Raw genomic sequence first — 23,908 nt, 5'->3', positions numbered from 1 at the left:
GATGGTACGCCGATGGCCGGCGTGCTCGAGGCGACGCGGCGAACGCGAGCCCTTGTAGGACCCGGGCGGAATTGCGCCTCAGGCTTTGGGCAGTGTCACGCCGCGCTGGCCCTGGTACTTGCCGCCACGATCCTTGTAGCTCGTTTCGCAGACCTCGTCGCTCTCGAAGAACAGCACCTGCGCGCAACCCTCGCCGGCATAGATCTTGGCCGGCAGCGGCGTGGTGTTGCTGAACTCCAGCGTCACGTAGCCTTCCCATTCGGGCTCGAAGGGCGTGACGTTGACGATGATGCCGCAGCGCGCATAGGTGCTCTTGCCCAGGCAGATGGTCAGCACGTTGCGCGGGATGCGGAAGTACTCCACCGTGCGCGCCAGCGCGAAGCTGTTGGGCGGGATGATGCAGAAGTCGCCATGGAAATCGACGAAGCTCTTCTCGTCGAAGTTCTTCGGGTCGACCACCGTGCTGTGGATGTTGGTGAAGACCTTGAATTCCGGTGCGCAGCGGATGTCGTAGCCGTAGCTCGAGGTGCCGTAGCTGATGATGCGATGGCCGTCCTGCTCGCGGATCTGGCCCGGTTCGAAGGGCTCGATCATGCCGTTCTTCTCGGCCATGCGCCGGATCCATTTGTCGCTCTTGATGCTCATGTGAGGTCTAGGGTGCGGGAGTGCCGGGGATTGTGGCATGCCGCTGCTCGCCCCCGAGCGCCTCCGGAAGCGTCACGGCCCGAACGCCGTCGAAGAAGAGCTCGGACACCATCGCGCCGATCGCATCGTGATCGAGTTCGCGCCCCGGCTTCATCCAGGTGAACATCCAGTTGATCATGCCGAACAGCAGCATCGCCATCGGCTTGCCGAGCTTGCTTTGCGGATCCTCGCCGCGCACCTCGGCGATGGTGCGCGCGAAGGCGGCGACCACGCGCCGCTCCACGTTCAGGATGCGCTCCTGGTCCTCTCCGCGCAGGAAACGCACGTCTTCGGTCAGCACGCGCTGGGCGTTCTGGGCGATCGCGTACTCCGCCACGAAGCGCCGGATGAGCTCGGCGAGCCGAGCCTCGGGCGCCTGGTGCTCGCGCAGCACCTCCTGCACCACCGTCTCGAGCCTCTGCACGTGCTCCTCGGCGATGCGCACCGCCAGGTCGTGCTTGTCGCGCACGTAGTGATAGAGCGTGGCCTTCGACACGCCGCACGCCGCGGCCACCTCGTTCATCGAAGTGCCCGCGTAGCCGCGCTGCGCGAACAGCTGCGCCGCGTTGGAAAGAATCATTTCTCGCTGGCCGTCGTAGCCGGCCGGGTCACGCACGCGAGCCATCCGGCAGCGCCCTTTCCGTTGATGTTGTTGTTGCTATCGATGCGGTCGTCAGTATGCGCAAGTGCGGAACCCGAAGAAGCCGTCGTCGCACTGCGGCATGGCAAAGCCGCGGCGCTTCGGCGAGCGCAGGCGCGCGCGCGTAGCGAGCGATGCGCCGCGCAGCACGTGGGCCTGGCCGAAGACCGGCTGCGGATCGAACTCGGTGCCGCCGCTCCAAGGGTCGGCGCGGAAGCCCGGCCAGGGCTTCAGCGTGCCCGCGGTCCATTCGTGGACGTCGGCCCAGCGGAAGCCGCGGCGCGCAGCGGTGTGGGCTGCGATCTCCCACTCCACCTCGGTCGCGAGACGGCGCCCCGCCCAGCGTGCCCAGGCATCGGCCTCCCACCAGGACACGTGCACCGCGCTCTGGTTGCCCGCCGCGCGCACGGTGCGGCCGAAGCGCTGCTGCAGCACCGAGCCGCCGGTGCCGCGGCGCGCGGCGCCGATCTGGGCCACGTGGCGCGGCCCGCGCCGCCCTTCGGCCTGCCGCTCGAGCCACTGGAGTCCTTCGGGATGCCACAGGTCCTCGCGGTCGTAGCCCCCGTCGTCGACGAACTCCACGTACTGGCTCCAGGTGACGGGCTGTGCGTCGATCTCGAACTCCGGGACTTCGACGTGGAGCCGGCCGCGCTCCTGCGCGAACGCGAAGCCGGCATCGGCCACACCCAGCTCCCAGGCGGTGGCCGGAAGGAGGAGCGGCTCGCGCACGACCGCTGTCGGCTCCTGCGCGATGCCCAGCGGCAGTCCCAGGGTCTGCGCCATCACCACCAGTTGCTCGCCGCGCAGGTCCTCGTGAAACAGCGCGAGCCGGTAGAAGTAGAGGCCGGTGTCGGTCTCGACCGCGTGCTCGAGCAGTTCGAGCGAGCTTTCGAGCGTATCGAGCAGATAGGCCTTGGTCTGCGCAAGATCGGGCAGCTCGGGCGACCAGCGATCCGCCCAGGCGATCTGCGCCGGGTTCCAGCACGCGTCGGCCTGCGGCTCGATCGAAGCCAGCCGCGTCGGGCGCACCGGGCAGTCGATGCCGAAGGCGCGCTGGGTATTGCGCCCGATCCACCATTCCGCGAACCAGCCGATGTGGCCGGCCAGCCAGACCGGCGGCTCGACCCCGTCCTGACGGGGCACGGCCAACGCAGCCGAATCCAGCGCCCGCTCGTAGAGCGCGAGAAGGTGCAACGTATGGTTGCGCGCATCGATCAGCGCCAGCGAGAGCAGTTCGCGGCCCGCACGGCACATGTCGGGCGAATCGATCGAATGAGGCAAGCCCGGCGGCAGCGCGGACGTCGGCGAGGACATGGTTCATTATGCGAGCCGGGCAGCGAAGCCCATCGCGCCCTAGGGAATACGCCAGCGGCGCGCGCCGGAAGTGCACGCCGGGCACCGATAAAATCGCGCGTCCATAAAACGTCCCGGCGCGCCGCCCAGCACAGCGGTGCCCCGGGTCGTTTTGCATCCAAGCATTCATTCCCGACAGGAGAGGCGCATGCACGTGCTGCTCAAGTTTTCGCGCGCGGTCGACTGGCTCAATGCCCAGATCGGCAAATACATCATCTGGCTGATCCTTGCATCCACGGTCATCAGCGGCATCAATGCCGCCGTGCGCAAGCTGTTCAACATGAGTTCGAACGCCTTCCTCGAAGTGCAGTGGTACCTGTTCGCGGCCTCGTTCCTGATTGCCGCCGGGTACACGCTGCTGAACCAGGAGCACGTGAAGATCGACGTGATATCGAGCCGCCTGTCCAAGACCAAGCAGATCTGGATCGACATCATCGGCTTCGCATTTTTTCTCACGCCGGTCTGCCTCGCGATCCTCTGGTACGGCATTCCGTTCTTCCTGCAGGGCTACCGATCCGGCGAAATGTCGAACAACGCCGGCGGCCTGATCCGCTGGCCGGTGTACGCCATGATCCCGATCGGTTTCACGCTGCTGATGCTGCAGGGCTGGTCGGAGCTCATCAAACGCATCGCGTTCCTGCAGGGGCGCATCGAGGATCCGACGCAAAAGCATGTCGAGAAGACAGCCGAAGAAGAGCTGGCCGAATCGATTCGCCGGCTGGCCGAGGCCCAGAACAAGACGAACGCAGGCTGAGCCGGAGCAACCATGGAATTCATTACCCAGAACTTCGCCCCCATCATGTTTGTGGGGTTGATCGTGTTCCTGCTGTTCGGCTTTCCGGTGGCGTTCAGCCTCGGCGCCTGCGGCCTGTTCTTCGGCATCGTCGGCGTGGAGCTCGGCCTCCTGCCCGAGGCGCTCATGCAGGCGCTTCCGCTGCGGCTGTTCGGGATCATGCAGAACGACACGCTGCTGGCGATTCCCTTCTTCACCTTGATGGGCCTGATCCTGGAGCGCAGCGGCATGGCCGAGGACCTGCTCGACACCATCGGCCAGTTGTTCGGACCGGTGCGAGGCGGCCTTGCGCTTGCGGTGATCTTCGTCGGCGCGCTGCTCGCGGCCACCACCGGCGTGGTCGCGGCCTCGGTCATCTCGATGGGCCTGATCTCGCTGCCGATCATGCTGCGCTACGGCTACGACCGCCGCATCGCCGCGGGCGCGATCGCCGCCTCGGGCACGCTGGCGCAGATCATCCCGCCCTCGCTGGTGCTGATCATCATGGCCGACCAGCTGGGCCGCAGCGTGGGCGACATGTACAAGGGCGCCTTCGTGCCGGGCCTCATGCTCACGGCCATGTACGCGGGCTTCGTGATCCTGCTGGCCATCTTCAAGCCCAAGTGGGTGCCGGCGCTGCCGCTGGAGGCCCGCACCTTCCGCGAAAAGAACGGCAGCAGCGGCCTGCCCTCGCTCCTGGTGCTGACCGTTCTTTCGACCGTGGCCGCCGTGTTCTTCGCCAGGCACATCGCCGACGTCCAAACCTGGTGGAGGGGGGAGCCCGTGACCACGGTGGCCACCGACGAAACCATCGTCGTCTCGATGTGCGTCGGCGTGGTGCTTGCCTTGGTCATCGCGGTGATCAACCGCGTCACGGGCCTGAACCTGCTCTCGCGCATCGCGGAGCGCGTGACCTTCGTGCTGATTCCGCCGCTGCTGCTGATCTTCCTGGTGCTGGGCACCATCTTCCTCGGCATCGCCACGCCGACCGAAGGTGGCGCCATGGGCGCACTCGGCGCGTTCGTGATGGCGATGGTGCGCAGGCGGCTCACCCTGCAGCTGCTGAAGCAGGCGCTCAACACCACCACCAAGCTGTCGTGCTTCGTGGTGTTCATCCTGATCGGCTCCACGATCTTCAGCCTGGTCTTCCAGGGCGTGGACGGGCCGCGCTGGGTGGAGCACCTGCTGACCGGCATGCCGGGCGGGCAGCTAGGCTTCCTGATCCTGGTGAACGTGCTGATTTTTTTCCTGGCGTTCTTCCTGGACTTCTTCGAGCTGTCCTTCATCGTGGTGCCGCTGCTGGCGCCTGTGGCCCAGACGCTGGGCATCGACCTGATCTGGTTCGGCGTGCTGCTGGCGGTCAACATGCAGACTTCGTTCATGCATCCGCCCTTCGGTTTCGCACTCTTCTATCTGCGCAGCGTGGCGCCGACCAAGGCGTACACCGACAAGCTGACGCAGGCGACGATCCAGCCGGTCACCACCATGCAGATCTACTGGGGTGCGGTGCCTTTCGTGCTGATCCAGATCGTCATGGTCGGCTTGATCATCGCGTTCCCCGGCATCGTCTCGAGCGGCCTCGACAAGGTGGAAGCGGTCGACCTCGACAAGATCGGCGCCGAGATGCGGGCCAACATGCCGGGCATTGAAGAAGCTCCGGCGCCGGTGCCCCAGCCCGACGCGTCGGCTCCTGCGGGTGCGGAGAACGCCGCGCCGGCCGCCCCGGCCGCGGAAGACGACCCGATGAAGGCGATGCTGGAGTCGCTCGAAAGGAACAAGAAGTAAGGACGAAAAAAAGCCCCGCAGTGCGGGGCTTTTTTGATGGGCGCGAGAGGAGCGGCTTACAGCTTCTGCGATGCCATGAAGGTGTCGAAACGCGACTCGGCGAAGCGGAACCACAGCACCTGATCGCGCTGGAAGGCCCGCAGGTCGGCGTAGATCTTCTTCCACTCCGGGCTCTTGGCATCGTTCTCGGCGAACACTTCCATCGAAGCCTTGAACGAGGCTTCGAGCACGGCCTGCGAGAAAGGCAGCACCTTGGTCTTGGCCGCCACCAGCTGTTTCAGCGCGGTGGGGTTCAGCGCGTCGTACTTGGCCAGCATGTCGGTGCTGGCTTGGGCCGAAGCGGCTTCGATGATGGCCTTGTTCTCGGCCGACAGGCCGTCCCAGGCCTTCTGGTTGATGAAGAAGTCGACCTCGGGGCCGCCTTCCCACCAGCCGGGGTAGTAGTAGAACGGCGCGACCTTGTTGAAGCCCAGCTTCTGGTCGTCATAGGGTCCCACCCACTCGGCGGCATCCAGCGTCCCCTTTTCGAGCGCCTGGTAGATCTCGCCGCCGGGGATGCTTTGCGGCACCGCGCCGAGCTTCTGCATCACTTCGCCCACGAGGCCGCCGCCCAGGCGCATCTTCATGCCCTTGAAGTCTGCCGGCGACTTGATTTCCTTGCGGTACCAGCCGCCCATCTGGGTGCCGGTATTGCCGCCGGCGAAGCTCACCATGTTGTACTTGGCGTAGAGCTCGTTCATGAGCTTGCGGCCATTGCCGTGCATCATCCACGCGTTCATCTGGCGGGAGTTCAGCCCGAAGGGCACGGCCGAGCCGAGCGCGAAGGCGGGGTTCTTGCCGTAGAAGTAGTAAGGCACCGTGTGCGACATCTCGACCGAGCCGTTCTGCACGCCGTCCACCACACCGAACGGAGGCATCAGTTCGCCGCCGGCGTGCACCGAGATCTCGAACTTGCCGCCCGACATGGCCTTCACTGCCTTGGCGAACACCTCCGCGCCACCGTAGATCGTGTCCAGGGACTTCGGAAAACTAGACGCCAAACGCCAGCGAACGGCAGCCTGCGCATGAACCGCCGGCGCGATGCCGGCAGCGAGGACGCCGGCAATGCCTGCGTTTTTGATGAGGGAACGACGATCCATTGAAATTGACTCCGAGTGCAGTGAAAAACGAGAACGCGGCTTGTGGCCGCGCTGCTGACTTTTTGGGTCGAACACGATTGTAAAAAGCGCTTACACAACGCCGAAGGGGGTTTTCCCTGCGGCGAGAACGTCGTCGAAGCGATGCCTGATGGCCTGTTCGATACCCTCGGCATCGAGCCCGATGCTCGCGAGCAGCTTGCCCGGATCGCCATGCTCGATGAAGCGATCGGGCAGGCCGAGCTGCAGCACGGGCTTGTGCACTTGCACGGCCTGCAAGGCTTCCAGCACGGCGCTGCCGGCACCGCCCATGACGGCGCCCTCTTCGAGGGTCACGATCGCATCGTGCGTGCCGGCGACCTGCAGCAGCAGATCGACGTCGAGCGGCTTGGCCCAGCGCATGTTGAGCACCGTGGCATCGAGCGCCTCCGCTGCCTTCAGCGCCGGATAGAGCAAGGTGCCGAAGGCGAGGATGGCGATGCGCTGGCCTTCGCGGCGGATTTCGCCCTTGCCGAAGGGCAGCGCATCGAGCGTGAGCCCGGGCGTGATGCCGGCGCCCGCGCCTCGCGGGTAGCGCACCGCCACCGGATGGTTCTGCGCGAAGGCACTGGAGAGCAGTTGCCGGCACTCGGCCTCGTCGGCCGGACAGGCCAGGCTCATGTTGGGAATACAACGGATGAAGGCGATGTCGTAGGCGCCCGCGTGCGTGGCGCCGTCGGCGCCCACCAGGCCGGCGCGGTCGAGCGCGAACACCACCGGCAGGTTCTGGATCGCAACGTCGTGGATCAGCTGGTCGTAGGCGCGCTGCAAAAAGGTCGAGTAGATCGCGACCACCGGCTTCAGCCCCTCGCAAGCCAGGCCCGCTGCGAAGGTGACCGCATGCTGCTCGGCGATGCCGACGTCGTAGTAGCGCTCGGGAAAGCGCTGCTCGAACTCGACCAGCCCCGAACCCTCGCGCATCGCGGGCGTGATGCCGACCAGCCGGCCGTCCTGCGCGGCCATGTCGCACAGCCAGTTGCCGAAGACCTGCGTGAAGGTCTGCTTGGGCGCAGTGGCGGGCTTGACGAGGCCGACCGCCGGATCGAACTTGGAAGGCCCGTGGTAGGCCACCGGATCGGCCTCGGCCAGCTTGTAGCCCTGGCCCTTCTTGGTGACCACGTGCAGGAACTGCGGGCCTTCGAGATGCTTGAGATTCTCGAGCGTTGGCACCAGCGAATCGATGTCGTGGCCGTCGATCGGGCCGACGTAGTTGAAGCCGAACTGCTCGAACAGCGTGGCCGGCACCACCATGCCCTTGGCATGCTGCTCGAAGCGCTTGGCCAGCTCGAAAAGCGGCGGCGCGGCGCGCAGCACGGTCTTGCCGACGTTCTTTGCCGCGGCGTAGAAGTTGCCGCTCATCAGCTGCGCAAGGTAGCGGTTGAGCGCGCCGACCGGCGGGCTGATCGACATGTCGTTGTCGTTCAGGATCACCAGCAGCTTGCAATGGCAGACGCCCGCGTTGTTGAGCGCCTCGAAGGCCATGCCGGCGGTCAGCGCGCCGTCGCCGATGATCGCGACCGAGTGGCGGTCCTCCCCCTTCTGCTTGGCCGCCATCGCCATGCCGAGCGCGGCCGAGATGCTGGTCGACGAGTGCGCGGTGCCGAAGGTGTCGTACTCGCTCTCGGTGCGCTGCGGAAAGCCGGAGATGCCGCCGATCTGGCGCAGGGTCGGCATGCGCTCGCGCCGGCCGGTCAGGATCTTGTGCGGGTAGGTCTGGTGGCCCACGTCCCATACCAGCCGGTCGTGCGGCGTGTTGAACACGTGATGCAGCGCGACCGTGAGCTCGACCGTGCCGAGGTTGGAGCTCAGGTGCCCCCCGGTGCGCGACACGTTGTCGAGCACGCAGCTGCGCACTTCGTCGGCCAGCTGCTTGAGTTGTGCGCGGTCGAACTGCCGCAGAACGGAAGGATCGTGGATGGTGGGGAGCAGCGGAGCCATGGGGAGACTTTTTTGTTATCGGTCGCGGTCCACGACCATGTGGGCCAGCGCGCGCAGCGCGCCGGTATCGGCCAGCGTGCTGCGATCGAGCGCGGCCAGCGCCTGGGCCAGCAGTTCGCGCGCCTGTGCGCGCGCGCCGTCGAGGCCGAGCAGGGACACGTAGGTGGGCTTGTCGCTCGCGGCATCCTTGCCGGCCGTCTTGCCCAGGGTCTGCGAATCCGCGACGACGTCGAGGATGTCGTCCACCACCTGGAAGGCGAGGCCGATGGCCGCGCCGTAGTCACGCAGCGCCGCGAGCGCAAAGGCCGCGACGGGGCCGCCGCAGGCCGCTCCCATCTCGACGCTGCCCTGCAGCAGGGCGCCGGTCTTCAGCCGATGCATCTCGCGCAGCCGTGCTTCGTCGAGCGCCAGCCCGACGCTCGCGAGATCGATGGCTTGGCCGCCGGCCATGCCCTGGCTGCCGGCCGCGCGGGCCAGGAGGCGGCACAGGTTCGCCTGCACCGCGGGTGCGACGCTGTCGCCGTCGGGCGTGAGCAGTTCGAAGGCCAGCGCCTGCAAGGCGTCGCCGGCCAAGAGCGCATCGGCTTCGCCGAACTTCACGTGCACTGTCGGCTTGCCACGGCGCAGCACGTCGTTGTCCATGCACGGCAGGTCGTCATGCACCAGCGAATAGGCATGGATCAGCTCGACCGCGCAGGCAGCGCGCAGGGCGGCCTCGGCCTGGCCGCCCACGGCCTCGCTGGCCGCGAACACCAGCAGGGGGCGCAGCCGCTTGCCGCCGTCGAGCACGGCATAGCGCATCGCATCGCCGAGCAGCACCGGCGCATCGACGCCGACCCATTGCGACAGCGCAGCCTCGACGCGCGCGAGCTGCGGATCGCTCCACGCAGCAAGGCGTCGGGCGTCCCAGCGCAAGGCATCGGCGACCGTCATTCGCCGGTCCAGACCTTGAGGCCGCCCGCATCGAGCACCTTGATCTGGTCTTCGACCGCCTGCAGCTTGTCGCGGCAGAAGGCGAGCAGCACCGCGCCGCGCTGGTAGCTGCCGAGCAGCTGGTCGAGCGGCAGCTGGCCCGATTCGAGCTCGGTCACCAACTGTTCGAGTTCCTGGAGCCCGGCTTCGTAGCTTGCGGGCAGCGCACCGGTGTCGGGAGAGGCGGGCGGGGCCGGCGGAGAAATGGGAGGCACCTTGGGCATGCGGCGATGGGGATGAAACCGGGCATTTTAGGGCGGGGGCCGGGAACCTACGCCCACGGGTACAATCACAGGTCTTTCAAGCCGGCACCCGCCGGCATTTTTCACCCGCCGACGCACCCTCTTCGACGGCAGCCTTCCGTTCTCTTTCTCTCCCTGTGGGGAGCTTGGTCAGGTCACCCATGTCTGATTTAAGTCTTCAACTGCAGCAGGCTTCGAGCCAACTCCCGGTTTCCGCGTACTTCGACGAGGCGCTCTATGCCCGCGAGCTGCAAACGCTTTTTGCCGCCGGCCCGCGCTACGTCGGCCACCGGCTCGCCGTGCCCGAACCGGGCAACTACCATACCCTGCCGCAGGAGCAGCAGGGCCGCGCGCTGGTGCACACGCCCAAGGGCGTGGAGCTGGTCTCCAACGTCTGCCGCCACCGGCAGGCGCTGATCCTGCAGGGCCGCGGCGAACTCGATGCCCAGACCGGCGGCAACATCGTCTGCCCGCTGCACCGCTGGACCTATGCGGCGGCCGACCCCCGCACCACCGGCCAACTGATCGGCGCGCCGCATTTCGAGAAGGACCCCTGCCTCAACCTGCACAACTACCCGCTGACCGAGTGGAACGGCCTCCTGTTCGAAAAGAACGCCACGGGCAGGAAGCGCGACGTCGCGGCCGAGCTCGCGAGCCTCGGCCCGCGCGCCGACCTCGACTTCGAGGGCTACGCGCTCGACCGCGTCGAGCTGCACGAGTGCAACTACAACTGGAAGACCTTCATCGAGGTCTACCTCGAGGACTACCATGTCGGCCCCTTCCATCCGGGCCTCGGCAGCTTCGTCACCTGCGACGACCTGCGCTGGGAATTCAACCGCTACTACTCGGTGCAGACGGTCGGCGTCGCCAACCGGCTCGGCCGCGCCGGCAGCCCGATCTACCAGAAGTGGCAGGAACAGCTGCTCAAGTACCGCGAGGGCAAGCCGCCCAAGTACGGCGCGATCTGGCTCACCTACTACCCGCACGTGATGATCGAGTGGTACCCCCACGTGCTCACGGTCTCGACCCTTCATCCGGTGGGCCCGCAGAAGACGCTCAACATGGTCGAGTTCTTCTATCCCGAGGAGATCGTCGCCTTCGAGCGCGAGTTCGTCGAGGCGCAGCAGGCCGCCTACATGGAAACCTGCGTGGAAGACGACGAGATCGCCGAACGCATGGATGCCGGCCGCCGCGCGCTGATGCTGCGCGGCGACGACGAGAGCGGTCCCTACCAGAGCCCGATGGAAGACGGCATGCTGCAGTTCCATGAGTGGTACCGCAACGAGATGAAGAACGCCTAAGACGCTGACATGCAGGCGCTCTGGATGGTGCTGGGCGCCTTGATCTTTGCCACCATGGGCGTGTGCGTGAAGATCGCCTCGGCCTGGTTCACCAGCGCCGAGCTGGTGCTCTACCGCGGATTGATCGGCATCGTCTTCCTCTGGGTGCTGGCACGCAGCCGCGGCGTCACCCTCGCCACCCGCTACCCCGGCATGCACGCCTGGCGCAGCCTGGTCGGCGTGTTCTCGCTGGGCGCCTGGTTCTACGCGATTGCGCACATGCCGCTCGCCACCGCGATGACGCTCAACTACATGAGCAGCGTCTGGATCGCCGCCTTCCTGGTCGGCGGCGCCCTGCTCGCCTGGGTGCCGGTGCCGGGCCGCGACGGACGCATCCCACGGCCGCCGCTGCAGGGCGCGCTGGTGCTGACCGTCCTCGCGGGCTTCGGCGGCGTGGTGCTGATGCTCAAGCCCACGGTGGGCGACAACCAGGGTTTCGCCGGGCTCATGGGCCTCCTGTCCGGGCTGACCGCCGCCTTCGCCTACATGCAGGTGGTCGCGCTCTCGCGGGCCGGCGAATCCGAGGCACGCACGGTGTTCTACTTCGCGCTCGGCTCCGCCGTAGCGGGTGGTGCGGCCACCCTGCTCGGCGGCTTCACGCCGTGGACCGAATGGACCTGGCGCCATGCGCTGTGGCTGCTGCCGGTGGGCGTGCTGGCCGCTTTGGGACAGCTGTGCATGACATACGCCTACTCGAGCGCCAAGACCGAAAGCGGTACGCTCGTGGTCGCGAACCTGCAGTATTCGGGCATCGTCTTCGCGGCGATCTACAGCGTGCTGCTGTTCGGCGACCGCATCGACGCGGCCGGCTGGGCCGGCATGGCATTGATTGTCGTGAGCGGCATCGCCGCCACCGTGTTGCGCCAGCGCTCGCTGCCCAAGGCGCCTGCGGAAGAGCATTGAAGGAGCTCACATGTACACGACCCTGATTTCCGTCGACCAGCTCATGGCACTGCAGGAAAGCGGCGCCCCGCTGATGGTGTTCGACTGCAGTTTCGACCTGATGAAGCCCGAAGCCGGCGGCGAGCAATACCGCGCGGCCCACATTCCGGGCGCGGTCCACGCCAACCTCGACACCGACCTGAGCGCGAAGCACGGTCTGCCGGGCGCGCGCGGCGAGGTCGTGGTGGTGGCGACGGACGAGGGCCCGCCGGCCTCGGGCGGGCGCCACCCGCTGCCCAGCCGAGAGAAGTTCGCGGCCTGGCTGTCCAGCGTCGGCTTCGGCAACGACATGCAGGCCGTGGTCTACGACCGCAACGGCGCCAACTACTGCGGCCGGCTCTGGTGGATGCTCAAGTGGATGGGGCACGAGGCCGTCGCCGTGCTCGACGGCGGCCTGCAGGCTTGGCAGGCAGCCGGCGGCGGCGTGAGCGGTGGCGAGGAGCCGACACGCTTCCAGTCGAACTTCGTCGCCGGCGCGCCCTTGCTCACGCTCGCCGATACGCAGACCGTCGCCTCGCGGCTCGGGCAAGCCGGCCAGACGCTGATCGATGCGCGCGCCGCGGCACGCTATCGCGGCGAGGTGGAACCTCTGGACCCGATCGCGGGTCACATCCCCGGGGCCCTGAACCGCCCCTTCACCGAAAATCTCGGTCCAGACGGCAAGTTCAAGCCGGCCGCCCAGTTGCGCGCCGAGTTCGAAGCGCTGCTGGCGGGCCGGGATCCCGCAACGGTCGTCCATCACTGCGGCAGCGGCGTGAGCGCCGTGCCCAACCTGCTCGCGATGCAGATCGCCGGGCTGGGTCCGACCACGCTCTATGCCGGCAGCTGGAGCGAGTGGAGCAACACGCCGGGGCTGCCGACCCGGCAAGGTGCGAAAGCATGAATTTCCGACGCGCTTTTTCCGGGTCCGCGCTTGCATTCCTGCTCGTGGCAGCGCCCTGGGCCGCCATGGCGCAGGCACAACAACGCGCGCATGTGCACGGCCAAGTCAAGCTCGACGTCGCGGTCGACGGGCCGGCGATCGTGATCGCGATGGAGTCGCCGCTCGAGAATTTCGTCGGCTTCGAGCATGCGCCGAAGACCGATGCCGAGAAGAAGGCCGCGGGGGCTGTCGTGGCCCAACTGCGCGCAGCCGACCAGCTGTTCAAGATCGATCCGGCAGCCAACTGCAAGCTTGGCCCCATCGCCCTGCAATCGACGGCGCTGGGCCTGGGCAAGGCCGAGGCCGGCGCTCCAGCCGCCGAAGGCCATGCCGACCTGGACGGCAGCTTCGCCTTCAACTGCACCAACGCGGCGGCGGCGAAATTCATCGACATCGGCCTGTTCACCGCCTTCAAGGGCATGCGTCAGATCGATGCCCAGATCGTCACGCGCGAGGGCCAGTTCAAGCGCACGCTGAAGCGGCCGAATGCGCGGCTGGCCTGGAGCAAGTGACCCCGGTTCTCAGCGTCGAGTCGCTGCGCTTTCGCTGGCCCGGCGCCGACGCGCCGTGCATCGACATCGAACGGCTCGAGATCGCGGCCGGCGAGGCCGTGTTCTTGCACGGACCGAGCGGCTGCGGCAAGAGCACGCTGCTGTCGCTCCTGGCCGGCGTGCTGGTGGCCGACGCCGGCCGCGTCACGTTGCTCGGCCACGACTGGGCCGCGCTCTCGGGCAGCGCGCGCGACCGCAACCGGGTCGCGCATGTGGGCTACATCTTCCAGCAGTTCAACCTGCTGCCCTACCTCAGCGTGCTCGACAACGTGCTCCTGCCCTGCCGCTTCTCGGCCCGGCGCATGGCGCAGGCTTCGCGCGAAGCTTCCGCGCGCACCCAGGCCCAGCAGCTCCTGGAGCAGATGGGCCTGGACGCCAGCCTTTGGCAGCGCCAGGCCATGCTGCTCTCGGTGGGCCAGCAGCAGCGCGTGGCGGCTGCGCGCGCGCTGATCGGCCAGCCCGAAGTCGTGATCGCCGACGAGCCGACCTCGGCGCTCGACGAAGACCGGCGCGAGGCTTTTCTCGACGTGCTGGTCGCGGCCTGCCGGGCCAGCCGCAGCGCGCTGGTGTTCGTGAGCCATGACCAGCGCATCGCAGCACGCTTCGGCCGCCACATCCTCCTGCCCGAGATCAATCGCGCCGCGGCCGCGGGAGCCGCTGCATGAAGGCCTTGTTCGGCATCGCCTGGAAGAGCGCCTGGAACCGCCGCTTCACGCTCGCGCTCACGGTGCTGTCGATCGCTCTGTCGACCTTCCTGCTGCTCGGCGTCGAGCGCATCCGCACCGAGCTGCGCCAGAACTTCTCGTCCTCCGTCTCGGGCACCGACCTGATCGTGGGGGCGCGCACCGGCTCCTCGCAGCTCCTGCTCTACTCGGTGTTCCGCATCGGCGCGGCCACCAACAACATGCAGTGGAAGAGCGTGCAGGCGCTGGCCGAGCACCCCGGCGTGGACTGGGTCCTGCCGCTTTCGCTCGGCGATTCGCACCGCGGCTTCGCGGTGCTCGCGACCACGCCCGAGTACTTCCGGCACTTCCGCTACGGCGAGCGCCAGTCGCTGCAGCTGCGCGAAGGCAGGCCTTTCGCCGAGCTCTTCGATGCAGTCGTCGGCGCCGAGGTGGCCGACCGCCTGGGCTATCACGTCGGCCAGAAGATCACGCTCGCGCACGGCAGCGGCGAACTCAACGTCGCCGAGCACGCGGACAAGCCCTTCACGGTGGTGGGCGTGCTCGCGCGCACCGGCACGCCGGTCGACCGCACGGTGCACATCGGCCTGCCGGCGATGGAGGCCATCCACCTCGAATGGGCCGGCGGCGCACCGATGCCGGGCGTTCGGATCCCGGCCGAGCAGGTGCGCAAGTTCGACCTCACGCCCAAGAACGTGACCGCGGTGCTGGTCGGCCTGAAGAACCGCGCCGCGGTGTTCGGCGTGCAGCGCTGGGTCTCGAACTACCCGGCCGAAGCGCTGATGGCCATCCTGCCGGGCGTGGCGCTGGACGAGCTCTGGAGCGTGGTCGGCATCGGCGAGAACGCGCTTCTGCTGATGTCGGCGCTGGTCGCGCTGGTCAGCCTCGCCGGCCTGGTGTCGGTGGTGATGGCCAGCCTCAACGAGCGCCGCCGCGAGCTCGCCGTGCTGCGGGCGGTGGGCGCCAGCCTGCGCCATGTGCTGGCGCTGCTGGCGCTCGAAGGCGCGCTGGTCACGCTGCTGGGCGTGGCGATCGGCGTGGTCTTCGCGGTGCTCGGCATTGCCCTGCTGTCGCCGTGGCTGCAGGGCCAGTTCGGCCTCGCGCTTCGGCTCACCGAACCTACACTGAACGAGTGGATACTGCTTGCCAGCCTGCTCGCGGCTGGCTGGCTGGCCAGTCTGCTGCCCGGCGTGCGCGCCTACAGGCTCTCGCTGGCCGACGGACTTTCACCGAGGATTTGAAGATGAAGAAGACGACGCTGCGCTCCTTGCTCCTGGCCCTCGGCACGGCCGCTGCGGCGGTGGCCCTCGCGGCCGACCCCGCGCCCCAGGCGACCTCGCCCACCAACCCGATCGGCGGCAAGGCCGCTGCCGCCAGGCCCGCGCCGGGCCAGCCCCGGCTCATCTCGTGGGAAGAGTTGGTGCCCAAGGACTGGGACCCGATGAAGGAATTCAAGGGCATGGACCTGAGCACGCTGCAGGACGGCGATCCGCGCGCCAACGAGCTGCTGCTGAAGATGCAGGAGGTCTCGAACAACGCGCCGACCAATCCGGAAATGAACGGCGTCGAGGTGAAGATCCCCGGCTTCATCGTGCCGCTCGAAGAGAGCAAGGGCGAGGTCACCGAGTTCCTGCTGGTGCCCTACTTCGGGGCCTGCATCCACACCCCGCCGCCGCCGGCCAACCAGATCCTGCATGTGCGCCCGCGCCAGGGCGCGAAGTTCCGCGCCATGGACACGGTGTGGGTCACCGGCAAGCTGCAGACCCTGCGCAACGATTCGATGATGGGCGTGAGCGGCTACCACGTCACGGCCGAGAGCGTGACCAAGTACACGGGCGGCGCCAAGTAGCTGCCGACGCTGTCGCGCGGGGATCGCGTTCGTCCTACGCGCTTGTCATGCGGACCCTCACAGGGTCGGCACGGTGCGATTTCTAGTGTGGCCTCTGGCGCAGGCACGCGGGCTGCGCCGCCCACGAAATCCACCCACGACATCCCACAAAGGAATCAGCATCATGAGCAAAGCACCTCCCAAGAAGAACGACGCCGTCGACCTGCTGGACGCGGACCACATCGCCGTGAAAAAACTGTTCCAGGAATTCAGCAAGCTGGCCGAGGCCAAGGCGCCCGCCGGTCAACGCGAGGCCCTCGCCGACCAGATCTGCCGCGAGCTGAGCGTGCATGCGCAGATCGAGGAAGAGATCTTCTACCCCGCGGCACGCGCCGCCATCCACGACGATGAGCTGCTCGACGAGGCCACCGTGGAGCATTCGACCGCCAAGGAACTGATCGCGCAGATCGAATCCATGGGCCCCGAGGAGGCGCTGTTCGATGCCAAGGTGATCGTGCTCGGTGAATACATCGATCACCATGTGAAGGAAGAGCGCGAACAGATCTTCGACAAGGCGCGCAAGTCCAAGATGGACCTGGTCGCGCTGAAGGAGCAGCTGGCCGCGCGCAAGGAGGAGCTGATGCAGCACCAGGAAGCGATGGCCTGAAGCCTATGATGGACAGGCCGATGCCGTCCGCGGCATCGCCCCTGTTCCATCGTCAAGGAGCGCTCCATGTCCAACCACGTTTACAAACTCCTCGAACTCACGGGCTCTTCGCCCACGAGCAGCGACGACGCCGTGCTGCGCGCGATCTCGAAGGCCAGCGAGTCGGTGCGCAACATCCAATGGTTCGAGGTCACCGAGACCCGCGGCCATGTGCAGGACGGCAAGGTCGCGCACTGGCAGGTGACGCTGAAGGTGGGCTTCACGCTCGAAGACTGAAAGAGCGCGCGGCTCAGGGTGCGCCCGGACGCCGCGGCGCAGGCTGGTCGTGCTGCTTGCCGGCGCCGGCGCGCTCGAGCACGCTGATCTGGCCGTCGCTTTCGAGATAGGCGAGCCGGATGGCATCCATCGTTTCGATCCCCTTCTCGCGCAGCTTGGACTTGAGTTCGTCCTCGGTGATCAGATTGCGCTTGAGCGCCTTCCAGACCATCTTGCCGTCGCGGATCAGCGGTTCGGGCGTCGGCTCCATCAGGCGCTTGACCGCCTTGCTGCGGTAGCTGGCCCAATCGAGCGTGTAGTTCCAGGCCGCCAGCGTGGCGAGCAGCACGAAGCCCTCGGCGATCGAGCGGTATTCGCCCTGCATCGCATTGCTCGATGCGTCGGCGATGAGCACGACGAACAGCAGATCGGCGATGCCCAGCGATCCGGCATCGCGCCGCAGCACGAAGCGGAACAGCAACAGCAGGAACCAGTAGATCGCGCTGCCGCGCAGCATGATCTCCCACACCGGCAGGTGAAAGGCGAACAGCTCGGCCAGTTCAGCGCGCATACGCCGACCTGGAGTTTCAGTCCGGCGCCTGCATCACGCGATCGAACTCCTCGTCGGCCGGCACGTTGTCGGCGTCGAGTTCGCTGGCGTCGGTCAGATCGATGCCGGTCTCCTCGGACAACTCGTCCGCAGCTGCGGCCTCTTCTTCCTCCTCGGCCTCGGCTTCGTCTTCGGGCAGTTCGTCGTCGAGTTCGTCTTCCGTCGGGTCGTCGCTCGTGGCAGCGGAACGCAGCGGGGAATCGGCGCTGGTCATGATCGGCTCCTTGGCTGATGGATCGCGTTGGGCAGCCCCCAAGTGTGAGCTTCCCCGGTCGCGTTGAACAGCCCCGAGTGTGGACCTAGGGCGCCGCCAGGCGTGTCGGAGAGCGCCCCATCTGCGCCTTCAGTGCTTGTGGTCGTGCTCTTCGTGCGCGTGCGCCGGGCTGTCGTGTTCGTGCTCGCCGTGGGCCAGTCGGCTCGCCCCCATGACCAGCAGGATGCCGACCGCGAGCCAGACGATCTGCAAGGCGGTCTGGCGCGCAGCCAGGCGCTTCTGCAGCTGCGGGATCAGGTCGGCCAGCGCGACGTAGACGAAGCTGCTCGCGGCCAGCACCAGGAAGAACGGCAGCCAGCCGTGCAGCCGATCGACCAGCCACCAGCCAGCCAGCCCGCCGAGCACGGTCATGGTGCCGGCGAGCGAGACCTTGACCAGCGCGGCGCGCGGATTGGGCGAGCTCTGGCGCAGCACGACCAGGTCGCCGATGTGGTGCGGCACCTCGTGCGCCAGCACAGCGAGCGCCGCAACCAGGCCCAGGCGCAGGTCGGCGATGAAGGCCGACGCGATCAGGATGCCGTCGCCGAAGCAGTGCACGCTGTCGCCGGTGAGCACGGCCCAGCCGCCGCCCTTGGAAGCATGGGCATGAGGGGGTGAATGGGCATGCACGTGGTCGTGCCGGTCGTGGTGGTCATGCACGTGCGTTTCGCCGGCCTCTCCGCCGTGGTGGTGCTCGTGGCCGTGATGCCAGAGCTCGGCCTTGTCGAGCAGGAAGAAAAAGACCAGACCGAACAGCAGCACGCCGAACAGCAGGCCGGGCTCGATGCGGCTTTCGAAGGCCTCGGGCAGCAGATGCATGAAAGCGGTGGCCAGCAGCGCGCCGGCGGCCAGGCTCAGCAGATGCTGCGGATTCACGCCGCCGCCGCTCCTCACGCCCACGCGCAGCAGCAGCGCGGCGATCCAGACACTTCCGATGCCTGCGACCAGGGTCGCGGCGATGATGGCTAACAGATTCATGACTGCTTCATAAAAAAATAAAAGCCGCCCATCGGACGGCTTTCGGTGAAAGCGGCTGGCGTCTAGCTGATGCCGTTGGCTTTGAACCAGGCCAGGGTGCGCTTCCAGCCGTCTTCGGCTGCGCTCGCAACATAGCTCGGCCGGTAGTCGGCATGGAAGGCATGGCCCGCTTCGGGGTACACGACGAACTGGGAGGCCTTGGCCGCCGCGGTGCCGGTTGCCAGCGCCGCTTTCATCTTATCAACCGTGTCAAGAGGGATGCCCTGGTCCTTGCCGCCGTACAGGCCGAGCACCGGCGCCTTGAGGGTAGCGGCGATGTCGATCGGATGCTTGGGCGTGAGGTCGCTGGGCTGGCCGACCAGGCGGCCGTACCAGGCGGCACCGGCCTTGACCTTGCCTGTGGCTGCGTAGAGCCAGACGATGCGGCCGCCCCAGCAGAAGCCGGTGATCGCGGCCTCGTCCACGTCGCCGCCGTTGGCAGCGGCGTACTTCAGCGCGCCGTCGAGGTCAGCCATCACTTGCGCATCGGGCACCTTGGCGACCACCTCGGCCTGCAGCTTCGGAATGTCGGTGTAGGTCCTCGGGTCGCCCTGCCGCGCGTAGAGCTCGGGCGCGATCGCCAGGTAGCCGGCCTTGGCGAAGCGACGGCAGGTGTCGGCGATGTACTCGTGCACGCCGAAGATCTCCTGGATCACGAGCACCACCGGCAGGCCGGTCTTGCCGGCCGGCGCCGCCGAGTAGGCCGGCACGTCGAAGCCGTCGACGCTGTACTTGACGGGGCCGGCCTTGAGGCCTTCGGCCGGGGTCTTGATTGCGGTCTGCGCGGCGATCGGCAGCGTCGCGGCCGCATAGCCGATGCCGATCGCCGCCTTCAGCGCGGTGCGGCGCGTGGCACCGTGTTCGGTGCTTTCGCCGGGGCGAAGCGAATCGAATTCGGCTTTCAGATCGGAACCCGTATCCAGATGAGACATGTCGTATTACTCCGGTTGATCGACGGACAAAGAAGGCGCCGCTGCAATGCGCACGCCGCAATGTAGGCGATCAGAGCGGGGAATGTGCGACGAGGTTCCGTGCCCCGCCGTAGGCCCGGATCGCCAGCGCGGAGGCCAGCACTCGGGCCGGATCGACCAGCCGCAGGCCCGCCACCGCGGCCGAGCCCTGCAGGCCGAGCGGAATTTCGGTGCAGCCCATGACGATGGCCAACGGTCCGTGGCGATCGGCGAGTTGCCGGGCGACCCGGCTGAAGCAGGCTTCGGCCAGCCGCATGTCGCCGGCCTTCACGCCGTCGTAGATGCCGCGCATCAGCAGCCGCCGCTCGTCGGCCAGCGGCAGGTGGCAGGCCAGGCCGGCGTCGGCCATCGCCTTCTCGTAGAGGCCGACGCGGTAGGTGCCCTCGGTCGCCATGAGCGCCGCATCGCGCACGCCCTCCGCGGCCAGGTGAGCCGAGACCTCGCGCGCGACGTGCAGCACCTCGATCTGCGGAAAGCGTTCCTGCAAGGTGGCGTGCCAGGCATGCGCGGTGTTGCAGGCGATGGCAACGGCGCGACTGCCGAGCGCAGCCAGCCGGCCCAGCGCTTGCAGCATCGGTTCGAGCGGCTGGTGCGCGCCGAGCGCGGCCGATTCGAGAGCGCCGCTGCGGTCCGGCACCGGCACCTGCGCGAGCCAGTGCTCCGGAAAGCCCTGGTCGCGTACAGGCTCGCCGCGCGAGCGCATGTGCTGCGCGCAGGCCTCGACGAAAAGCCGCACGAAGTCGGCGCCGGCGGCCGGGCCCATGCCTCCGAGGATGCCGACGGTCTGCGACCTGAGCATGGCGTCGCGCCTCGGCCCGTCAGGTCGCGGGTTTGTCGCTGGGCGTCTTGATGTTGTCGCGCAGCTGCGGGCTCATCGGCAGATTGAGCGCCGTGCCCTTCGGCGGGATCGGCGACATGAACCACTTGTTGTACATCTTCTCGAACTCGCCGCTCTTCATGAGGCCGACGATGGTGTCGTCCACCACCTTCTTGAAGGCCGGGTCGTCCTTGGGCAGCATGCAGGCGTAGGGCTCGACCTGCAGGGCATCGCCGACGACCTCGAACTCGGCCGGGTTCTTGGCGTTGGCGATCAGGCCGAACAACAGGATGTCGTCCATCGCGAAAGCCACGGCACGATCGCTCTCGACCAGCAGGAAGGCATCGGCGTGGTCCTTGCCGAGCACGATGTCCATGTCGAGGTTCTTCTCGGCGTTGTACTTGCGCATGACCAGCGCGTTGGTGGTGCCAGTCGTGCTGGCCACCGTCTTCTTCGCCAAGTCGGCGTAGTTCTTGATCTTGGACGACTTCTTCACGAGCAGGCGCGTGCCGGTGTAGAAGTGATTGACGGCAAAGGCGACGTCCTTGCCGCGAGCGCTGTTGTTGGTGGTGGAGCCGCACTCCAGGTCGATGGTGCCGTTCTGGATCAGCGGGATCCGGTTCTGCGAGGTCACCGGCATCAGCGCCACCTGAAGGTTGGGTTTGTTGAGCTTCTTCTTCACCGCCTCGACCACCGCGTTGGAGAGTTCGACCGAGAAGCCGATCGGCTTGCTCGGGCCGTCCAGGTAGCTGAAGGGCACCGAGGATTCGCGGTAGGCGAGCGTGATCTTGCCGGACTCGGCAATCTTGGCCAGGGTGTCGGCGGCTTGCGCGCCGGTCACGGCGACGGTGAGCAGAACGGCGGCCATCAATGCGGAGAGTTTCATGCGAGCCCTTTCGGTGGATATGGAATGTGTTTCGGAGTGTAGGAACGATTCACGTGCGGGGCACAATTCCTTTTGCGCCCATGGCCATGACCAAAAGTTATGGGCGCTGTCGCAGGGCATGAGCTTTGGCTATGGCCCGCGGCGGTTTTGGCATTTCACGCCCGAGCGATCCCTCCCTAGAGTCGACGCATCCAACAACAAGCAACGACAGGAAGGAGCGTCATGCGCGTGTGTGTGCTCGGTGCCGGCATCGTGGGCCTGGCCACTGCCTGGCAATTGAACCGGCAGGGTTTGGAGGTGAGCGTGATCGATCGCGCCGCGCCGGGCGCCGGCGCGAGCGGCGGCAATGGCGCCCAGCTGAGCTATTCGTACGTGCAGCCGCTGGCAGATCCTTCGATCTGGAAGCAGTTGCCCAAGCTTCTGCTCTCGCCCTCCTCCCCGCTCAAGCTGCGGCCGCAGCTCGATCCTCTGCAATGGCGCTGGGGCCTGGCCTTCCTGGCGGCGTGCAACGCGCGGACCTCGCGCGACACGACGATGCGCCTGCTCGCGCTCGCCGCGCAGAGCCGCAGCGCCTTCGAAGACATGCTGGCCGATGTGGCACCCGACTGCGACTTCTCCGCCACCGGCAAGCTGGTGCTCTATGCCAATTCCGCCGCCCTCGAAGGCGCGCGCCGGCAGCTCGACCTGCAGCGGGCGATGGGCAGCGAGCAGCGCCTCGTCACGCCCGAGGAGTGCGTCGCGATCGAGCCCGCGCTGGCCGGCTACCGTGGGCAGATGGCGGGTGCCATCCATACGCCGAGCGAGTGCGCCGCGGACTGCCTCAAGGTCTGCATCGAACTCGAACGGGTGCTGCGCGCGCGCGGCGTGCGCTTCATGCTCGATTGCGAAGTGCGCGGCTTCGATGTCCGCAACCGCCGGGTCACCGCGGCGCAGACCGGCGCCGGCGAGGTGGAAGCCGATGCCTTCGTCATGGCACTGGGCACGGCCTCGCACCGGCTCGGGCGCCAGCTGGGCGCCTACCTGCCGGTCTATCCGCTCAAGGGCTACAGCATCACGGTCGATGTCGATCCGGCGCCTGGCGCGGCGCCGCAGGTGAGCGTGACCGACAGCGCGCGCAAGGTAGTGTTCGCGCGCATCGGATCGCGGCTGCGTGTCGCGGGCATGGCCGAGCTCGTGGGCCACGATGCGAGCATTCCCGCCACGCGCATCGACACACTGGCCGAGGCCACGCGCGCCGTGTTCCCGCAGGCGAGCCGCCTCGAGGCGCTGCATCCCTGGACCGGCATGCGCCCGGCCACGCCGACCGGCGTGCCGATCATCGGCCGCCTCGCGAGCGCGCCGGCCAACATGCTGTTCAACACCGGGCATGGTGCGCTCGGCTTTACGCTGGCCTTCGGCTCGGCGCAGCGCATCGCGCAAGCGCTCGTCTAGGGCCTGTTAACGCTATTTGCGGGGTCGCGAAGGCCTGCCAGGGCGGGCCAATCAAGGCGCGCGACGCCGTGCGTGCGTCGGCACGCACAAGGAGCGCAACGCCGAGTGGCGCGCCCTGGCAGGCCTTCCCTCCGGGTTGCCCAGCCAAGGGGCCGTCTGCGGCGTTGCCCGCGCTTGCAAGGCGCAAGCCTTGCTGCGCACGGGCGCCTTGCATCCAGCCCCTTGGCTGGGCAACGCGATCCCCGCAAATAGCGTTAACAGGCCCTAGGCCATCCCCTCGATCGCCTCGCGCATGCAGCGCGTGATGCCGCGCACCGCCACCGAGTCGGGCTTGCCGGCAAAGCGCAGCGCGCGGATCGGCACCGGGATGTGCGGCTCCAGCGTCAGCACGTCGACCTTGGCGCGGTCGGCCGAGCTCGCGGTGCAGCCGTCGACCAGCGCGACGCCGAGCCCGTGGTGCGCCATCGCCAGCGCCGCGTGGTAGGTCTGCACTGTGACCACCGCCTGCTGGAAGCCCACGCCGGCCTGCCGGCAGGCCTGGCTCAGGCTGGTGCCGACGGGGTCGCGGCTGTCCAGCCCGACCACCGGCAGGTCGGCCAGGTCGTGCAGCGCCGCCGAGCCGTTGCGCACCAGAGCGCGCGGCAGCATGCCCTTGGGCGCGATGCAGACCATGCGGCTGTCCGCCAGCGTCTCCTGCGTCAGCGAGGGATGGACCGCCGGACTGAACGCGAAGCCGACGTCGGCCTCCTGAAGCAGCAGGGCCGACATGATCTGCGGCGAATGCAGCGACTCCACCGTGACGGCGATGCCCGGGTGCTTCTCGCGGAAGGTCTTGAGCGCGCGCGGCAGCACCTCGTAGCTGAGCGCGAGCACGGTGAGGATGCGCAGCTCGCCCACATCACTGGCGCTGCGCAGGTTGGCGGCCAGCCGCTGCACCTCGTCGAGCTGCGCGAACAGGCGCTCGATGTGCGGATAGAGCGCCAGCGCCTCGGTAGTCGGCGTGAGCCGCCCCTTGGCGCGCTGGAACAGCGAGAAGCCGAGCTGGATCTCGGCATGCTGCAGCGTGCGGCTGACTGCCGGCTGCGTGATGTTGATGAGCCGCGCCGCCGCGCTCACGCTGCCGGTGAGCATGATGGCGTTGAAGACTTCGATATGGCGCAGGCGCATCGCGGGA

Annotated in this window: 26 protein-coding genes; 12 read left to right on the top strand and 14 right to left on the bottom strand. The window is 67.5% G+C overall.

Annotation, left to right across the window (positions count from 1 at the left end):
* Positions 1-78 precede the first annotated feature (78 nt).
* From dcd to EJI01_RS17325, 3 genes are read right to left on the bottom strand one after another with little or no spacing between them, the layout of a single operon-like run.
* Positions 79-645, bottom strand: a complete 567-nt coding sequence (dcd, locus tag EJI01_RS17335; RefSeq protein ID WP_126838377.1) for a dCTP deaminase — start codon at positions 643-645, stop codon at positions 79-81.
* 7 nt (positions 646-652) lie between these two features.
* A complete protein-coding gene (locus tag EJI01_RS17330; RefSeq protein ID WP_126838376.1) occupies positions 653-1,309 on the bottom strand; it encodes a TetR/AcrR family transcriptional regulator in 657 nt (218 codons plus the stop codon).
* Positions 1,310-1,357: 48 nt separating this feature from the next.
* Complete coding sequence (locus tag EJI01_RS17325; RefSeq protein ID WP_126838375.1) at positions 1,358-2,638, bottom strand: SUMF1/EgtB/PvdO family nonheme iron enzyme; 1,281 nt, start codon at positions 2,636-2,638, stop codon at positions 1,358-1,360.
* 187 nt (positions 2,639-2,825) lie between these two features.
* Here EJI01_RS17325 and EJI01_RS17320 point away from each other — a divergent pair, with 187 nt between their 5' ends.
* Positions 2,826-3,431: a TRAP transporter small permease subunit gene (locus EJI01_RS17320; RefSeq protein WP_126838374.1), complete on the top strand. Its 606-nt coding sequence runs from the start codon at positions 2,826-2,828 to the stop codon at positions 3,429-3,431.
* 12 nt (positions 3,432-3,443) lie between these two features.
* Entirely contained in the window at positions 3,444-5,234 is a 1,791-nt protein-coding gene (locus EJI01_RS17315; protein WP_126838373.1) for a TRAP transporter large permease subunit, read from the top strand.
* Between the two features lie 56 nt (positions 5,235-5,290).
* On the opposite strand, the gene EJI01_RS17310 is transcribed toward EJI01_RS17315, so the two are convergent.
* From EJI01_RS17310 to xseB, 4 genes are all read right to left on the bottom strand, one after another.
* Positions 5,291-6,373 (bottom strand): TRAP transporter substrate-binding protein, encoded by a 1,083-nt coding sequence (locus tag EJI01_RS17310; protein ID WP_126838372.1) that lies wholly within the window; start codon positions 6,371-6,373, stop codon positions 5,291-5,293.
* A gap of 90 nt (positions 6,374-6,463) precedes the next feature.
* Complete coding sequence (gene dxs, locus EJI01_RS17305) at positions 6,464-8,347, bottom strand: 1-deoxy-D-xylulose-5-phosphate synthase (protein WP_126838371.1); 1,884 nt, start codon at positions 8,345-8,347, stop codon at positions 6,464-6,466.
* 15 nt (positions 8,348-8,362) lie between these two features.
* On the bottom strand, positions 8,363-9,280 hold the full coding sequence (locus EJI01_RS17300) for a polyprenyl synthetase family protein (RefSeq protein WP_126838370.1): 918 nt from the start codon (positions 9,278-9,280) through the stop codon (positions 8,363-8,365).
* On the bottom strand, positions 9,277-9,543 hold the full coding sequence (xseB, locus tag EJI01_RS17295; protein WP_093106838.1) for an exodeoxyribonuclease VII small subunit: 267 nt from the start codon (positions 9,541-9,543) through the stop codon (positions 9,277-9,279). The genes EJI01_RS17300 and xseB overlap by 4 nt, the downstream gene beginning before the upstream one ends.
* Before the next feature lie 179 nt (positions 9,544-9,722).
* Here xseB and EJI01_RS17290 point away from each other — a divergent pair, with 179 nt between their 5' ends.
* The 9 genes from EJI01_RS17290 (at position 9,723) to EJI01_RS17250 (ending at position 16,770) form a co-directional block, all read left to right on the top strand.
* A complete protein-coding gene (locus EJI01_RS17290) occupies positions 9,723-10,862 on the top strand; it encodes an aromatic ring-hydroxylating oxygenase subunit alpha (protein WP_126838369.1) in 1,140 nt (379 codons plus the stop codon).
* Positions 10,863-10,871: 9 nt separating this feature from the next.
* Positions 10,872-11,804, top strand: a complete 933-nt coding sequence (locus tag EJI01_RS17285) for a DMT family transporter (RefSeq protein ID WP_185878948.1) — start codon at positions 10,872-10,874, stop codon at positions 11,802-11,804.
* Between the two features lie 10 nt (positions 11,805-11,814).
* Complete coding sequence (locus EJI01_RS17280) at positions 11,815-12,726, top strand: sulfurtransferase (protein WP_126838368.1); 912 nt, start codon at positions 11,815-11,817, stop codon at positions 12,724-12,726.
* Entirely contained in the window at positions 12,723-13,277 is a 555-nt protein-coding gene (locus EJI01_RS17275; RefSeq protein ID WP_126838367.1) for a DUF2796 domain-containing protein, read from the top strand. Before EJI01_RS17280 ends, EJI01_RS17275 begins: the two co-directional genes overlap by 4 nt.
* Entirely contained in the window at positions 13,274-13,981 is a 708-nt protein-coding gene (locus EJI01_RS17270) for an ABC transporter ATP-binding protein (protein WP_126838366.1), read from the top strand. The genes EJI01_RS17275 and EJI01_RS17270 overlap by 4 nt, the downstream gene beginning before the upstream one ends.
* Positions 13,978-15,240, top strand: a complete 1,263-nt coding sequence (locus tag EJI01_RS17265) for an ABC transporter permease (protein ID WP_126838365.1) — start codon at positions 13,978-13,980, stop codon at positions 15,238-15,240. Before EJI01_RS17270 ends, EJI01_RS17265 begins: the two co-directional genes overlap by 4 nt.
* 2 nt (positions 15,241-15,242) lie before the next feature.
* On the top strand, positions 15,243-15,848 hold the full coding sequence (locus EJI01_RS17260; protein ID WP_126838364.1) for a DUF3299 domain-containing protein: 606 nt from the start codon (positions 15,243-15,245) through the stop codon (positions 15,846-15,848).
* Positions 15,849-16,011: 163 nt separating this feature from the next.
* Complete coding sequence (locus EJI01_RS17255; protein ID WP_126838363.1) at positions 16,012-16,494, top strand: hemerythrin domain-containing protein; 483 nt, start codon at positions 16,012-16,014, stop codon at positions 16,492-16,494.
* A gap of 66 nt (positions 16,495-16,560) precedes the next feature.
* On the top strand, positions 16,561-16,770 hold the full coding sequence (locus EJI01_RS17250) for a dodecin (RefSeq protein ID WP_093106336.1): 210 nt from the start codon (positions 16,561-16,563) through the stop codon (positions 16,768-16,770).
* Positions 16,771-16,783: 13 nt separating this feature from the next.
* Here the strand turns inward: EJI01_RS17250 and EJI01_RS17245 are convergent, their stop codons facing one another.
* The 6 genes from EJI01_RS17245 to EJI01_RS17220 form a co-directional block, all read right to left on the bottom strand.
* Complete coding sequence (locus tag EJI01_RS17245) at positions 16,784-17,320, bottom strand: DUF421 domain-containing protein (RefSeq protein ID WP_126838362.1); 537 nt, start codon at positions 17,318-17,320, stop codon at positions 16,784-16,786.
* A gap of 16 nt (positions 17,321-17,336) precedes the next feature.
* On the bottom strand, positions 17,337-17,573 hold the full coding sequence (locus EJI01_RS17240) for a hypothetical protein (protein WP_126838361.1): 237 nt from the start codon (positions 17,571-17,573) through the stop codon (positions 17,337-17,339).
* Positions 17,574-17,702: 129 nt separating this feature from the next.
* Positions 17,703-18,590: a ZIP family metal transporter gene (locus EJI01_RS17235; RefSeq protein WP_126838360.1), complete on the bottom strand. Its 888-nt coding sequence runs from the start codon at positions 18,588-18,590 to the stop codon at positions 17,703-17,705.
* A 62-nt stretch (positions 18,591-18,652) separates the two neighbouring features.
* On the bottom strand, positions 18,653-19,561 hold the full coding sequence (locus tag EJI01_RS17230; RefSeq protein WP_126838359.1) for a dienelactone hydrolase family protein: 909 nt from the start codon (positions 19,559-19,561) through the stop codon (positions 18,653-18,655).
* A 70-nt stretch (positions 19,562-19,631) separates the two neighbouring features.
* Positions 19,632-20,399 carry an aspartate/glutamate racemase family protein gene (locus tag EJI01_RS17225; RefSeq protein ID WP_126838358.1) on the bottom strand — a complete coding sequence of 256 codons (768 nt, stop codon included), beginning with the start codon at positions 20,397-20,399 and terminating at the stop codon, positions 19,632-19,634.
* Positions 20,400-20,418: 19 nt separating this feature from the next.
* The gene (locus EJI01_RS17220) at positions 20,419-21,303 is read right to left on the bottom strand and encodes a transporter substrate-binding domain-containing protein (RefSeq protein ID WP_126838357.1); all 885 of its coding nucleotides are present in this window, start codon (positions 21,301-21,303) and stop codon (positions 20,419-20,421) included.
* Between the two features lie 222 nt (positions 21,304-21,525).
* Between EJI01_RS17220 and EJI01_RS17215 the strand changes: the two genes are divergently transcribed.
* Positions 21,526-22,734, top strand: coding sequence for a D-amino acid dehydrogenase (locus EJI01_RS17215; RefSeq protein WP_126838356.1), 1,209 nt, complete (start codon positions 21,526-21,528; stop codon positions 22,732-22,734).
* A gap of 264 nt (positions 22,735-22,998) precedes the next feature.
* Here the strand turns inward: EJI01_RS17215 and EJI01_RS17210 are convergent, their stop codons facing one another.
* On the bottom strand, positions 22,999-23,901 hold the full coding sequence (locus EJI01_RS17210; protein ID WP_126838355.1) for a LysR family transcriptional regulator: 903 nt from the start codon (positions 23,899-23,901) through the stop codon (positions 22,999-23,001).
* Positions 23,902-23,908 lie beyond the last annotated feature (7 nt).

Source organism: Variovorax sp. MHTC-1, assembly GCF_003984645.1.
In the GTDB taxonomy this organism is placed as follows: Bacteria; Pseudomonadota; Gammaproteobacteria; order Burkholderiales; family Burkholderiaceae_C; genus Variovorax.
The sequence above is the reverse complement of the archived record's forward strand: the minus strand, read 5'-3'. Positions and strand labels throughout refer to the sequence as shown.

Bases quoted from the DNA above. Each gene is read 5' to 3' on its own strand.
- dcd (WP_126838377.1), bottom strand. From the start codon at position 645: ATGAGCATCAAGAGCGACAAATGGATCCGGCGCATGGCCGAGAAGAAC.
- EJI01_RS17330 (WP_126838376.1), bottom strand. From the start codon at position 1,309: ATGGCTCGCGTGCGTGACCCGGCCGGCTACGACGGCCAGCGAGAAATG.
- EJI01_RS17325 (WP_126838375.1), bottom strand. From the start codon at position 2,638: ATGTCCTCGCCGACGTCCGCGCTGCCGCCGGGCTTGCCTCATTCGATC.
- EJI01_RS17320 (WP_126838374.1), top strand. From the start codon at position 2,826: ATGCACGTGCTGCTCAAGTTTTCGCGCGCGGTCGACTGGCTCAATGCC.
- EJI01_RS17315 (WP_126838373.1), top strand. From the start codon at position 3,444: ATGGAATTCATTACCCAGAACTTCGCCCCCATCATGTTTGTGGGGTTG.
- EJI01_RS17310 (WP_126838372.1), bottom strand. From the start codon at position 6,373: ATGGATCGTCGTTCCCTCATCAAAAACGCAGGCATTGCCGGCGTCCTC.
- dxs (WP_126838371.1), bottom strand. From the start codon at position 8,347: ATGGCTCCGCTGCTCCCCACCATCCACGATCCTTCCGTTCTGCGGCAG.
- EJI01_RS17300 (WP_126838370.1), bottom strand. From the start codon at position 9,280: ATGACGGTCGCCGATGCCTTGCGCTGGGACGCCCGACGCCTTGCTGCG.
- xseB (WP_093106838.1), bottom strand. From the start codon at position 9,543: ATGCCCAAGGTGCCTCCCATTTCTCCGCCGGCCCCGCCCGCCTCTCCC.
- EJI01_RS17290 (WP_126838369.1), top strand. From the start codon at position 9,723: ATGTCTGATTTAAGTCTTCAACTGCAGCAGGCTTCGAGCCAACTCCCG.
- EJI01_RS17285 (WP_185878948.1), top strand. From the start codon at position 10,872: ATGCAGGCGCTCTGGATGGTGCTGGGCGCCTTGATCTTTGCCACCATG.
- EJI01_RS17280 (WP_126838368.1), top strand. From the start codon at position 11,815: ATGTACACGACCCTGATTTCCGTCGACCAGCTCATGGCACTGCAGGAA.
- EJI01_RS17275 (WP_126838367.1), top strand. From the start codon at position 12,723: ATGAATTTCCGACGCGCTTTTTCCGGGTCCGCGCTTGCATTCCTGCTC.
- EJI01_RS17265 (WP_126838365.1), top strand. From the start codon at position 13,978: ATGAAGGCCTTGTTCGGCATCGCCTGGAAGAGCGCCTGGAACCGCCGC.
- EJI01_RS17260 (WP_126838364.1), top strand. From the start codon at position 15,243: ATGAAGAAGACGACGCTGCGCTCCTTGCTCCTGGCCCTCGGCACGGCC.
- EJI01_RS17255 (WP_126838363.1), top strand. From the start codon at position 16,012: ATGAGCAAAGCACCTCCCAAGAAGAACGACGCCGTCGACCTGCTGGAC.
- EJI01_RS17250 (WP_093106336.1), top strand. From the start codon at position 16,561: ATGTCCAACCACGTTTACAAACTCCTCGAACTCACGGGCTCTTCGCCC.
- EJI01_RS17245 (WP_126838362.1), bottom strand. From the start codon at position 17,320: ATGCGCGCTGAACTGGCCGAGCTGTTCGCCTTTCACCTGCCGGTGTGG.
- EJI01_RS17240 (WP_126838361.1), bottom strand. From the start codon at position 17,573: ATGACCAGCGCCGATTCCCCGCTGCGTTCCGCTGCCACGAGCGACGAC.
- EJI01_RS17235 (WP_126838360.1), bottom strand. From the start codon at position 18,590: ATGAATCTGTTAGCCATCATCGCCGCGACCCTGGTCGCAGGCATCGGA.
- EJI01_RS17230 (WP_126838359.1), bottom strand. From the start codon at position 19,561: ATGTCTCATCTGGATACGGGTTCCGATCTGAAAGCCGAATTCGATTCG.
- EJI01_RS17225 (WP_126838358.1), bottom strand. From the start codon at position 20,399: ATGCTCAGGTCGCAGACCGTCGGCATCCTCGGAGGCATGGGCCCGGCC.
- EJI01_RS17220 (WP_126838357.1), bottom strand. From the start codon at position 21,303: ATGAAACTCTCCGCATTGATGGCCGCCGTTCTGCTCACCGTCGCCGTG.
- EJI01_RS17215 (WP_126838356.1), top strand. From the start codon at position 21,526: ATGCGCGTGTGTGTGCTCGGTGCCGGCATCGTGGGCCTGGCCACTGCC.
- EJI01_RS17210 (WP_126838355.1), bottom strand. From the start codon at position 23,901: ATGCGCCTGCGCCATATCGAAGTCTTCAACGCCATCATGCTCACCGGC.